The sequence below is a fragment of the Catellatospora coxensis genome (genome assembly GCF_016862635.1).
Taxonomy (GTDB): domain Bacteria; phylum Actinomycetota; class Actinomycetes; order Mycobacteriales; family Micromonosporaceae; genus Catellatospora; species Catellatospora coxensis.
This window is the reverse complement of the sequence record NZ_BONI01000002.1, coordinates 219,383-229,896: the sequence shown is the minus strand read 5'-3', so window position 1 is coordinate 229,896 and position 10,514 is coordinate 219,383. Positions and strand designations below refer to the sequence as shown.

The 10,514-nt window shown below is 70.0% G+C and carries 14 protein-coding genes; 9 read left to right on the top strand and 5 right to left on the bottom strand.

Going from position 1 to position 10,514, the window contains the following annotated elements; all coding sequences use genetic code 11:
• Position 1: 1 nt before the first annotated feature.
• The 4 genes from Cco03nite_RS02425 to Cco03nite_RS02410 all read right to left on the bottom strand — a co-directional run bounded on the left by Cco03nite_RS02425 (position 2) and on the right by Cco03nite_RS02410 (position 2,538).
• Positions 2-1,405, bottom strand: coding sequence for an FAD-dependent oxidoreductase (locus Cco03nite_RS02425; RefSeq protein WP_203688242.1), 1,404 nt, complete (start codon positions 1,403-1,405; stop codon positions 2-4).
• A 47-nt stretch (positions 1,406-1,452) separates the two neighbouring features.
• Entirely contained in the window at positions 1,453-1,620 is a 168-nt protein-coding gene (locus tag Cco03nite_RS02420) for a hypothetical protein (protein WP_203688241.1), read from the bottom strand.
• A 73-nt stretch (positions 1,621-1,693) separates the two neighbouring features.
• Positions 1,694-2,179, bottom strand: a complete 486-nt coding sequence (locus tag Cco03nite_RS02415; protein WP_203688240.1) for a GNAT family N-acetyltransferase — start codon at positions 2,177-2,179, stop codon at positions 1,694-1,696.
• 11 nt (positions 2,180-2,190) lie between these two features.
• Complete coding sequence (locus tag Cco03nite_RS02410) at positions 2,191-2,538, bottom strand: ArsR/SmtB family transcription factor (RefSeq protein ID WP_203688239.1); 348 nt, start codon at positions 2,536-2,538, stop codon at positions 2,191-2,193.
• Between the two features lie 90 nt (positions 2,539-2,628).
• On the opposite strand from Cco03nite_RS02410, the gene Cco03nite_RS02405 reads away from it, so the two are divergent.
• The 6 genes from Cco03nite_RS02405 to Cco03nite_RS02380 all read left to right on the top strand — a co-directional run bounded on the left by Cco03nite_RS02405 (position 2,629) and on the right by Cco03nite_RS02380 (position 5,994).
• Entirely contained in the window at positions 2,629-2,982 is a 354-nt protein-coding gene (locus Cco03nite_RS02405; protein WP_203688238.1) for an ArsR/SmtB family transcription factor, read from the top strand.
• Between the two features lie 90 nt (positions 2,983-3,072).
• Positions 3,073-3,390, top strand: a complete 318-nt coding sequence (locus tag Cco03nite_RS02400) for an ArsR/SmtB family transcription factor (protein WP_203688237.1) — start codon at positions 3,073-3,075, stop codon at positions 3,388-3,390.
• Positions 3,390-4,142, top strand: a complete 753-nt coding sequence (locus Cco03nite_RS02395) for an aquaporin (protein ID WP_203688236.1) — start codon at positions 3,390-3,392, stop codon at positions 4,140-4,142. Before Cco03nite_RS02400 ends, Cco03nite_RS02395 begins: the two co-directional genes overlap by 1 nt.
• A complete protein-coding gene (locus Cco03nite_RS02390) occupies positions 4,139-4,777 on the top strand; it encodes an arsenate reductase ArsC (RefSeq protein WP_239167050.1) in 639 nt (212 codons plus the stop codon). Before Cco03nite_RS02395 ends, Cco03nite_RS02390 begins: the two co-directional genes overlap by 4 nt.
• Positions 4,774-5,190: an arsenate reductase ArsC gene (locus Cco03nite_RS02385; RefSeq protein WP_203688235.1), complete on the top strand. Its 417-nt coding sequence runs from the start codon at positions 4,774-4,776 to the stop codon at positions 5,188-5,190. Before Cco03nite_RS02390 ends, Cco03nite_RS02385 begins: the two co-directional genes overlap by 4 nt.
• Positions 5,191-5,313: 123 nt before the next feature.
• Complete coding sequence (locus Cco03nite_RS02380; protein WP_203688234.1) at positions 5,314-5,994, top strand: arsenate reductase/protein-tyrosine-phosphatase family protein; 681 nt, start codon at positions 5,314-5,316, stop codon at positions 5,992-5,994.
• Between the two features lie 56 nt (positions 5,995-6,050).
• Here the strand turns inward: Cco03nite_RS02380 and Cco03nite_RS02375 are convergent, their stop codons facing one another.
• Positions 6,051-7,337: a PhoX family protein gene (locus Cco03nite_RS02375; protein ID WP_203688233.1), complete on the bottom strand. Its 1,287-nt coding sequence runs from the start codon at positions 7,335-7,337 to the stop codon at positions 6,051-6,053.
• Between the two features lie 339 nt (positions 7,338-7,676).
• Between Cco03nite_RS02375 and Cco03nite_RS02370 the strand changes: the two genes are divergently transcribed.
• The 3 genes from Cco03nite_RS02370 to pstA are packed head-to-tail and all read left to right on the top strand — an operon-like array spanning position 7,677 to position 10,509.
• Positions 7,677-8,642 (top strand): PstS family phosphate ABC transporter substrate-binding protein, encoded by a 966-nt coding sequence (locus tag Cco03nite_RS02370; protein ID WP_275411997.1) that lies wholly within the window; start codon positions 7,677-7,679, stop codon positions 8,640-8,642.
• Positions 8,643-8,647: 5 nt separating this feature from the next.
• Positions 8,648-9,598: a phosphate ABC transporter permease subunit PstC gene (pstC, locus tag Cco03nite_RS02365; protein ID WP_203688231.1), complete on the top strand. Its 951-nt coding sequence runs from the start codon at positions 8,648-8,650 to the stop codon at positions 9,596-9,598.
• On the top strand, positions 9,595-10,509 hold the full coding sequence (gene pstA, locus Cco03nite_RS02360) for a phosphate ABC transporter permease PstA (protein WP_203688230.1): 915 nt from the start codon (positions 9,595-9,597) through the stop codon (positions 10,507-10,509). The genes pstC and pstA overlap by 4 nt, the downstream gene beginning before the upstream one ends.
• Positions 10,510-10,514: the final 5 nt, after the last annotated feature.

Here is a 10,514-nt window from a genome sequence, read left to right as displayed (position 1 = left end):
GTCAGCTGCCGCAGCATCCGCCGCTGGTCTTGGCCTCGGTCGTGACGGCCTGCACCACGGGCAGGGTGAGCAGCCCACCGGCGATTCCGGTGGCCAGGCCGCGAGCGGCCGAGACGTCCGCCGGCTCCGGCGTACCGCAGCACGATGCTTCGTCGTCGGCGCCCAGCGCCGCCGACGAGGAACACACGCCCGTCTCAGGCAGCTCGAGCTGCACGTCGCGCGCGGCGTCCCAGTCTCCGGCGAGCGCGGCGACCACCGAGCGGACCTGCTCGTAGCCGGTGGCCATGAGGAACGTGGGCGCGCGGCCGTAGGACTTCGCGCCGACGGCGAAGTAGTTCGCCTCCGGCTGGGTCAGCTCGTCGACGCCGTGCGGCGGCACGGTGCCGCAGGAGTGCTGGTTGGGGTCGATCAGCGGTGCCAGGGCACGGGTCGAGCCCATGATCGGGTCGAGGTCCAGTCGCAGCTCGGATGCGATCGTGTGGTCGGGCCGGAAGCCGGTGGCCGACACGATCCGGTCCGCGGTCACGCTCGCGCCGCTGCGCGACGTCACGGTGACCTGACCCCCGTCGATGGCGACGGCGCGTACGGAGAAGCCGGAGTGCAGGGTGATCGCTCCGGACTCGACCAGTGCGCGAACCCGGCTGCCGAGTGCGCCGCGGGCGGGCAGGGCGTCGGCGTCGCCGCCACCGTAGGTGCGGGTGGCCGCGCCGGTGCGGATCGCCCAGCTCACCGTGGTGCCCGGCACTTCGGACGCGAGCTGTGCCAGGGCGAGCAGGGTGTTGGCGGCGGAGTGGCCCGCGCCGACGACCAGGGTGCGACGTCCGGCAAACCGCTCGCGGTCGGCGCCGAGCACGTCGGGCAGTGCGGTCTCGATGAACGCCGCGGCCTCGGGCTCTCCGTGTGCAGGCAGGCCGGAGCCGCCCAGGACGTTGGGCGTCGGCCAGGTGCCGGACGCGTCGACGACGGCGGAGGCGGTGAGTTCTGTGCCGTCGGCGAGCCGGATCAGGAACGGAGCGATGTCACGGCCGGTCGTGCGGACCCGGTCGAGGCCGTCGCGGCTGATCGCCACCACCTTCGCGCCGTAGCGGACCCGGCCGGCCAGGGCAGGCAGCTTCGTCAGCGGCTCGAGGTAGTCGGTGACGATCTGGGAGCCGAGGGGCAGGTCCTCGAGGTTGGGTGCGATCCAGCCGTCGGCCTCCAGCAGGCGGCGGGCCGCGTGGTCGAGGTTGAACCGCCACGGGCTGAACACCCGCACATGCCCCCAGCTCGCCATCGCCGCGGCGGGGCCGGTGCCGGCCTCCAGGACCAGGAAGTCCAGGCCGCGCTCGGCCAGGTGGGCGGCGGCGGCGAGGCCGACCGGGCCGGCGCCGACCACCACGATCGGGTGGTTGTCCTGCGTGCTCATCGTCGTTCTCCTCTAGCTCGGGCTCAGGTCGGTGAGGGCGGTCTGGGTCAGAAGCGGATGCCGGCGGTGGCGACGCGCTCGTAGCCGCGGGTGCGGGCGGCCTCGGCGCGGCACGCGGCGGTGCACACCGGCTCGGTGCAGCCCTCACAGAACGAGGTGGTCTGCACGACGTGAGCGGTCCGGGCGGCGGCGATCCGGCGGATCAGGGCGATCATGGCTGCGGCTCCTTGTTTAGAAGTTTCTCTAAGCGACGTGTTTAGAGTGCCGCCTACTTAGAGATCTGTCAACTCAGCCTGCTGTGGTGCCTGCCACCGTGCTGCGCCGCTCGACCGCGACCACGTCCCGCCACTGCCCATGCAGGCACCCGGGCCGCTCGCGAACGCCCACCTCCCGGAATCCGACCGCCCGGTGCAGGGCCAGGCTGGCGGTGTTCTCGGGGAAGATCCCGGACTGGATCGTCCAGATCCCGGCCGCCTCGGTGGACGCGATCAGCGCCCGCATGAGCGCCAGGCCCACGCCGCGGCCGCGCGCCTCGGGATGGATGTACACGCTGTGCTCGACCACGCCCGCGTACGCGGGGCGGCTCGACACCCGGCTCGCGGCGACCCAGCCGAGTACCTGCCTGATGTGGTCGCAGGCGACGAGGCGGTGTTCGGGCATCCGGCCGGCGTCGAACGCGGACCAGGTGGGGGCGGTGGTATCGAAGGTCGCGTTGCCGGTGTCGATCCCGTACTGGTAGATCGCCAGCACCGCCTCGGCGTCGGTCTCGGCCATCGGTCGGATGCTCAGCACGGCGTGTCTCCCGGCGCGGCGACCGGACGGCCCATCACGACGTCGGCGGCGGTCGGGAAGCAGCTCAGGCAGTTCTCGTTGATCCGGTACAGGTTCGCGTTGCCTGATGCCTCGACCAGTACGAAGCGCACCTCCGCGAGGATCTTCAAATGCTGGGAGATCGTCGACTGCGCCATGCCGACCGCCGCGGTGATCTGCCCGACGCTCATCGGCTCGCGCTTGCGGGCCAGCAGTTCCGCGATCTGTACCCGGGTCGGGTCGGCCAAGGCCCGGAACCACGACGCGTACCGCTGGGCGACCTCGCGGTCGAGCAGCTCTTCCACCCCATCCTCCAACATCATCGCCTATCGCCGATAAACGATGATAGTCGGTAACAGTGAGCTAGGACAACCGGCGTTGCCAGCTGCTTCGAAACCTGTCAACCTAGGGGCATGTCGAAGCAGCTGACCGTGCTCGAACCCGAGGTGTGCTGCGCACCCCTGGCCACCGCCACCGTGCCGGCCGAGGCCGCCGCCGATCTCGCGCTTGCGTTCAAGGCCCTCGGCGACCCAGTGCGCCTGCAGCTGCTGTCGATGATCGCCTCCGCCGACGGGGGAGAGGCCTGCGTCTGCGACCTGACCCCCGCCTTCGACCTGACCGGGCCCACGATCTCGCACCACCTGAAGGTGCTGCGCGAAGCAGGCCTCGTCGAGTCAGACCGCCGTGGCACCTGGGTCTGGTACCGGGCCAACCGCCCACGCATGGCCTCCCTGTCCGCCGTCCTGGACATCGCCCCCACGGCCTGAGACGTTGCCGCACGCCGTGCACGGCCACGTCACCCAATGTTCATGATCACGAAGTTGCGGCACTGACCAGCCGGACTGTTTGATTACCGCGTGGTGATATCAGTTTCTCGTGATGCCCCGGCCGAGGTGGTACGGCTGCTGGCCGACCCCGCCCGCGCCGCCATCGTCGACGCCCTCGCCGCAGGCCCCGCCTGCACCTGCCACCTCGTCGAGGACCTCGGCCTGTCGCAGCCGAACGTGTCCAACCACCTGCGCGCACTGCGTCACGCAGGCCTGGTGAAGGCCGAACCGTACGGCCGCTACACCTACTACCACCTCAACGCCGACGCCCTCGACGCCGCGGCGGCACACCTCACCGCCCTGGCCGCACGAGCGCGCGCGACCTCCGACAACCGCCGGGAGTGCTGATGCCCGCCACCCTGCCCCGCCGCCTGCTCGCCGAACTGCTCGGCACCATGCTGCTGGTCACCACGGTCGTCGGCTCCGGCATCATGGCCACCCGGTTGTCACCAGACGACGTCGGCCTGCAGTTGCTGGAGAACTCCACCGCCACCGTGTTCGCCCTCGCCGTGCTGGTCCTGATCCTCGGCCCGGTGTCCGGCGCACACTTCAACCCCGTCGTCACCGTCGCCGCATGGTGGTCCGACCGCCACGACCCCACAGGCCTGTCCGCCAAGGACATCGCCCCCTACATCGCCGCCCAGACGCTCGGCGCGATCGCCGGATCAGTGCTCGCGAACGCGATGTTCGGGGTCGCACAAGGCATGTCGGCGACCGCCCGCGACAAGCCGCAACTGTGGCTGGGCGAGATCGTCGCGACCGCCGGCCTGCTGCTGCTCATCTTCGCCCTCGTCCGCAGTGGCCGCGCGGCGCTGGCGGCGCCCGCTGTCGCGGCGTACATCGGGGCGGCGTACTGGTTCACCAGCTCGACCAGCTTCGCCAACCCCGCCGTGACCATCGGCCGTGCGTTCACCGACACCTTCGCCGGAATCACGCCCACCTCCGTCCCGGCGTTCATCGGGGCCCAGATCATCGGCGCGCTGATCGGCGTTGCCCTGGTCGCCGCGCTCTACCCGAAGGCGACCGGTTCCGCGGAAACGGTGACTCGGCCCTCGTCGCAGCAAGCGATCGAGCCCGAGGCCGTCGGAGCAGCCCCGTGAGCACCAACGCATCCGTGGATGCGGCCCTGGCGCGGGAGTCCGCACGCCTGGTCGAGCGTTTCCACGGCGTGTTCAGCCCGCAGACCGTCGAGCGCTGCGTCTTCGAGGCCTACCTGGAACTCGAACGCACCGCCCGGGTCCGTACCCACCTGCTCCCACTGGCCGGTCACGCCGCGGCCCAGCGGCTGGAGGCCATGGCCGAGGCCGCAGGCGCGCCGCCTGTGGTGACGGTGCCACGGGTGCTGTTCATGTGTGCCTACAACGCCGGCCGGTCCCAGCTGGCGGCAGCGCTGGCCGAACGTCACGGCGCGGGCCGGGTCGCAGTGGCCAGCGCTGGATCGCATCCGGCCAGCGTCCTTGACCCGCACGTTGTGGCGGTCCTGGCCGAGGCTGGGATTCCGGCCGACGGGGCGTTCCCCAAGCCGCTGACCGATGGCGCCCTGCAAGCCGCAGACGTGATCGTGACGATGGGCTGTGGTGACGCCTGCCCGGTCCTGCCAGGTAAGCGCTACCTGGACTGGGACCTTCCCGACCCCGCCGGCGCCAGCCTGGCGACGGTGCGCGCCATCCGCGACGACATCGACGTCCGAGTGAGACAACTGATCGACGAACTGACTGCAGGAGAGCAGCGATGACCGATACCAAGCCCAGTGTTCTGTTCGTGTGCGTGCACAACGCCGGACGCTCCCAGATGGCCGCCGGATGGCTGCGACACCTCGCCGGTGACGCCGTCGAGGTCCGCTCCGCCGGCTCCGCCCCCGCCGACCGGATCAACCCCGTCGCCGTCGAGGCCATGGCCGAGGTCGGCATCGACATCACCGACCAGACCCCGAAGATCCTCACCCCCGAGGCGTCCGAGGCGTCCAGCGTGGTCATCACCATGGGCTGCGGCGATGTCTGCCCGTACTTCCCGGGACAGCGCCACGAGGACTGGAAGCTCGACGACCCCGCCGGGCAGGGCATCGACGCGGTCCGCCCGATCCGCGACGAGATCCGCGACCGGGTGCAGGCGCTGGTCGAAGATCTGGTGCCCCAGCCGCTGACCTGAGCCCTTTGTTCTAACTGGGGTGCTGCGCCTGCCGACATCGGCAGGCGCAGCACCCCATCTGCATGTCAGGCCCCCGGGCAGAGGGATTGACATCTCGAAGACCACTCAGCGATCATTGACTCAATGAGTACTGAGCCAATGAGTCTGGTGGGGCGAGCACGCGTGCACGCCGCCCTCGGCGAACCCGCACGGCTGGCGATCGTCGACGCCCTGCTGCTCGGCGACGCCTCACCAGGCGAACTCGGCCGCCAGCTCGACATGACCACCAACCTGCTGGCCCACCACCTCAACGTGCTGTCCGGCGCCGGGTTGGTGGACCGGGTCCGATCCGAGGGCGACCGGCGCCGCACCTACCTGCGGCTACGCCGCGGCACCCTCGACTTGCTGACCCCTGCTGCGCCAGGCCCGGCCCGGCGGGTGCTGTTCGTCTGCACCCACAACTCGGCCCGCTCGCAGCTGGCCGCGGCGCTGTGGGCGCGCTGCAGCGCAATACCTGCGGCGTCGGCTGGAACGATGCCCGCCACGGGTGTACATCCGAAGGCGATCGCCGCCGCTGCTCGTCACGGCCTGGACTTGGCTGGGGCGGGCACTGCCGACGTCCGTGACGTGCTGCGCGACGACGACCTGGTCGTGGCCGTCTGCGACATCGCCCACGAGCAGCTGCGCGAGCCGACACGACGGTTGCACTGGTCGGTGCCCGATCCGGCGGTGTCCGACACCGACGAGGCGTTCGAAGCGGCGTTCGGCGACCTCGCTGCGCGTGTGGACCGCCTGGCACCAGCGCTGCCCGCCGGGAGGCGGTGATGAACAGCGCGGCCCTGCTGCGGCGGACCGACAACTGCGCGCCGACTCGGCCGCCGTCAGAGCGGGACTGCGCGTACGCCCACACGTGTGGTCATGGACGTGGCAGCTGGCGGGACGGAACTCAGGAACGCGGTACCACTGGCGGCGTGAAACAGCCCGGCTGGTCGGCGGTTGCTGAGCACCGGCGTGAGCGGATCGACGGCGTGCCGGACACGCCAGGTGAACGAAGAGGCACCGGTGTCGTCGAGTTCGATGACCTGTTCCTCATGTTCTGCGCCGCCAGGGCTACGGCGCAGGCCGACAATCGGCAGCTGGACCGCTTCGGTGATCGTCGTGGCGCCGACGGCGCGAGCCGCGCCGGAGGTGTCGGCCAGGACCTGCGCCGCGCTCATCCCGGCCACGGCGCTCACGCCGACGCTGACCAGCGGCAGCCACGTTCCGCCGCCGTTTGCCCTGGAGGTCGGGGGCCTGTCGAGGCGGGCTACGGCGAGGGTGCCGTCGTGCAGCAGGCCAGCATTGCGGGCGCGGTCGGTGGCGCCAATGCCGCGGCTGGCTCGGCGGCAGGAGGTGAACCGCAGCAGCAGGCCGCCACGCTCACGCAGGTGCACCACCGGACGGCCAGCGGCGGTCGTGGCCGCCAGCACGCCGGCATATCTGGCTCGGCCCAGTGCGGTGTGCCTGCGCGGGACGCTGTGCGGGTCGAACGGGTCGATCTCGACGACCCACCCGCAGCAACTCCGGCCTGGCGGCGGGCCGACGCCGCGGTGCACGTTGCAGGCTGGGCTCTCGGCGAGCAGGACCGTGCCCCACGCGGTGGCGGTGCCGCCCGCCGGGGCCCATACCCCGGCAGGACCCACGCCGGGCGAAGCGGCCAGTTCCGGCACTGGGCCGGTGCACGCGATGGCAGTGGTGGTGCCCAGGCGGCGGTTGTAGCCGTGGTTGCGCGGGTGACGCATCCGCCACCGCCGGTCAGGCCCGGCCTGCTCGACTTCGATGACGCTGACGCCCTGGGCAGCCTGCAGGAGCCTCGCGCGCTGAGTGGACGACAGGCCGCCGACGGCCGCCGACGCGGCGGCCAGACCAGCGCTCGCGTGGCCGAGCACCAGAAGCGCCCGGCCCCGACCCCGCAGCGGCAGCACCGCCAACACCGCGCTGTCGAAGCCGCACTGGCCCTCCTGCAGCAAGGGGTCGAGCTCGGTGAGGCCCGAAGACGGTGTGGCGGGCAGGACCGCGTCGCCCCAACCCACGATCACCGCGGTGCCGTCGTGATCGGTCGGGCCGACGAGCGGCCAGGCGGTCGCGGGCAGCGAGGGGCGTCGGTCTGTTGTGAACGGTCTGGTCATCATCGGCCTCTCGCATGTTCATGTCGCAGGCACGCGCAGCCATTGCCGCACAGTGTTCGCGTGCGGCAATCGACGATGTACGACCGACGGCCAATGGGTGAACTGTGTATCTCCGCAGCGCACCCCACATTGTGAACTGATCATGAACTGATAGTTGCTCCATGTGATATGACCTGCGGTTATAAAACTTTGCTTATGTTCAGACTCCGTTCACCGAACGGCTCTGTCCACATCACATGAGGACTCTCTTATGTGCGGTGTCGGTGGTGCACACCTCCGGCATCGCAAGCGCCGCCGCCGGGGGATCCAGGGGGCGGCCTGTCTGAAGAGGACATGATGGTGATCAAGTCAGGACGCAAGCGGCTGATCGGCACGCTGGCCGCGCTGACGGTTGTCATGGCCCTGGCCGCCTGTGGCGGTTCGGGTGAGAGCAGCGGCGAGCCCAGTGGCGCGGCGCAGCTGTCGGGCGACATCAAGATCGACGGTTCGTCGACGGTCGGTCCGCTGTCCAAGGCCGCGGCCGACATCTTCGCCGACGAGCAGCCGAAGGTGAACGTGACCGTCGGTATCTCCGGCACCGGCGGCGGGTTCAAGAAGTTCTGCAACGGCGAGACCGACATCTCCGACGCCTCCCGTCCGATCAAGGACGAGGAGAAGAAGGCCTGCGCCGACAAGGGCATCACGTTCACCGAGCTGATCGTGGCCAACGACGCGCTCACCGTCGTGGTCAACAAGGAGGCGACCTGGGTCGACTGCCTGACCGTCGCGCAGCTCAAAGCGGTCTGGGAACCGGACTCGAAGGTCGACAACTGGAACCAGATCGACCCGAAGTTCCCCAACGAGCCGCTCAAGCTCTACGGCGCCGGCACCGACTCGGGCACCTTCGACTACTTCACCGCCGCGATCAACGGCAAGGAGAAGGCCAGCCGCACCAACTACACCCCGTCCGAGGACGACAACGTCCTCGTGCAGGGCGTGGCCGCGTCCAAGGGCGGCATGGGCTACTTCGGCTACACCTACTTCGAGGAGAACGCCGACAAGCTCAAGGCCCTGAAGATCGACGGCGGCGCCGGCTGCGTCGCGCCGTCCACCGCCACCGCCCAGGACGGCACCTACAAGCCCCTCGCCCGTCCGCTGTTCGTGTACGTGGCCAAGGCCTCGGCGGCCAAGGAGCACGTGCGGACCTTCGTCGACTTCTACATCGCCAACATCGACGAGGTCGTCAAGGAGGCCAAGTACGTGCCGCTGACCGCGGCGCAGAAGACGACTCTGGCCGCCGAGTTCGAAGCCTTCAAGAAGGGCTGAGACACATGACGTCGACCTCACAAAAGGTCGCCGGGATCCCCGCCGCACCGTCGGTGCGGCGGGGACGCCCGCGCCTGGGGGAGAAAGCGATCGAGGCGCTGCTCGTCCTCGCTGCGATCGTGTCGGTGGCGACCACCGTCGGCATCGTCATCAGCCTGGCCGTGCCGACCGTGGAGTTCTTCGGCACCGTCAGCCTCGGTGAGTTCGTCACCGAGACGCTGTGGACGCCGCTGTTCGCCGAGAAGCACTACGGCGTGCTGCCGCTGCTGGTCGCCACCCTGATCGTCACCGCGATCGCCGTGACGATCGCGATCCCGGTCGGGCTCGGCTCGGCGATCTACCTGTCGGAGTACGCAGGCAACCGCACCCGCGCCTTCCTCAAGCCGATCCTGGAGATCCTCGCCGGCATCCCGACCGTCGTGTACGGCTTCTTCGCGCTGCTGGCGGTCAACCCGTGGCTGCGCGACATCTGGCCGAGCCAGACCAAACCCGAGTTCCAGAACATGCTCGTGGCCGGCATCGCGATGGGCCTCATGATCGTGCCGACGGTCGCGAGCCTTGCCGAGGACGCCATGACCGCCGTACCCCGCTCGCTACGCGAAGGCGCCTACGCCCTCGCCTCGACGAAGATGCAGGTCTCCACCCGTGTCGTACTGCCCGCCGCGCTGTCGGGCATCGTCGCCGCCATCGTGCTCGGCATCTCGCGCGCGCTGGGCGAAACCATGATCGTGACGATCGCTGCCGGGCTCAAGACCGACGGGATCATCGTCAACCCGATCGACGGCGCAGCGACCATGACCGCCTACATCGCCGGCGCCGGCCAGGGCGACCTGCCCGTCGACTCCCTGGACTACCTGACCATCTTCGCCGTCGGCAGCACCCTTTTCCTGTTCACCCTCGCCCTCAACGCCCTGTCGATCCGCATGGTGCGCCGCTTCCGGGAGGTCTACGAATGACCACCACGACCAACCCCCGCGGCCCGAGCAGCGCGGACGTGCGCGCCGAACTGACCCGCCGCCGCTTCCGGCCCGCCGAGACCGCGTTCAAACTCGCCCTGCAGGCGTGCCTCGCCATCGGGTTGGCGTTCCTCGTCGCGCTGCTCGCCTTCGCCGTCACCAAGGGCTGGCACCGCCTCGACGCGCGTCTGTGGGAGAACATGCCCACCGGCCGCGTCTCCCGAGCCGGCGAAGCCGGCGTGCAGTCGGCGATCTGGGGCACCGTCTGGGTCATCTCCCTGACCGCCGCGATCTGCCTGCCCACCGGCGTACTCGCCGCCATCTACCTCGAGGAATACGCCGACAACACCCGCTGGTACAACCGCCTCCTGGAGCTCAACATCCAGAACCTGGCCGGGGTGCCCTCGATCGTGTTCGGCATCCTCGGCCTCGGGTTGATCGCCCGCGTCATCGGCCTCGGTTTCACCGTCGCCACGGCCGCGGTCGTCCTGTCGCTGCTCGTCCTGCCGACAGTGATCATCGCCAGCCGGGAGGCGATCCGGGCCGTGCCGCAGTCGATCCGCCACGCCTCCTACGCCCTCGGCGCCACCAGATGGCAGACCGTGTCCCGGCAGGTCCTGCCCGCCGCCGTCCCGGGCATCGCCACCGGGTCGATCCTGGCGCTGTCCCGGGCCATCGGGGAGGCCGCGCCGCTGATCCTGCTTGGCGCGGTCACGTTCATCCGGTTCAACCCCGACAGCCTCCTGTCGGCCTACACCACCCTGCCGATCCAGATCTACAACCTGATCAAAGAACCGCAGGCCGAGTTCCAGGAACTCGCCGCCGCCGCGATCGTCCTGATGCTCGTCGTGCTCCTGGCCATGAACTCCATCGCGATCTTCGTCCGCAACCGCTTCACCAAGCGCTGGTGAACCCG

Coding starts and splice junctions, on each gene's coding strand:
- Cco03nite_RS02425 (WP_203688242.1), bottom strand. CDS start 1,405: ATGAGCACGCAGGACAACCACCCGATCGTGGTGGTCGGCGCCGGCCCG.
- Cco03nite_RS02420 (WP_203688241.1), bottom strand. CDS start 1,620: ATGATCGCCCTGATCCGCCGGATCGCCGCCGCCCGGACCGCTCACGTC.
- Cco03nite_RS02415 (WP_203688240.1), bottom strand. CDS start 2,179: ATGGCCGAGACCGACGCCGAGGCGGTGCTGGCGATCTACCAGTACGGG.
- Cco03nite_RS02410 (WP_203688239.1), bottom strand. CDS start 2,538: ATGATGTTGGAGGATGGGGTGGAAGAGCTGCTCGACCGCGAGGTCGCC.
- Cco03nite_RS02405 (WP_203688238.1), top strand. CDS start 2,629: ATGTCGAAGCAGCTGACCGTGCTCGAACCCGAGGTGTGCTGCGCACCC.
- Cco03nite_RS02395 (WP_203688236.1), top strand. CDS start 3,390: ATGCCCGCCACCCTGCCCCGCCGCCTGCTCGCCGAACTGCTCGGCACC.
- Cco03nite_RS02385 (WP_203688235.1), top strand. CDS start 4,774: ATGACCGATACCAAGCCCAGTGTTCTGTTCGTGTGCGTGCACAACGCC.
- Cco03nite_RS02380 (WP_203688234.1), top strand. CDS start 5,314: ATGAGTACTGAGCCAATGAGTCTGGTGGGGCGAGCACGCGTGCACGCC.
- Cco03nite_RS02375 (WP_203688233.1), bottom strand. CDS start 7,337: ATGACCAGACCGTTCACAACAGACCGACGCCCCTCGCTGCCCGCGACC.
- pstC (WP_203688231.1), top strand. CDS start 8,648: ATGACGTCGACCTCACAAAAGGTCGCCGGGATCCCCGCCGCACCGTCG.
- pstA (WP_203688230.1), top strand. CDS start 9,595: ATGACCACCACGACCAACCCCCGCGGCCCGAGCAGCGCGGACGTGCGC.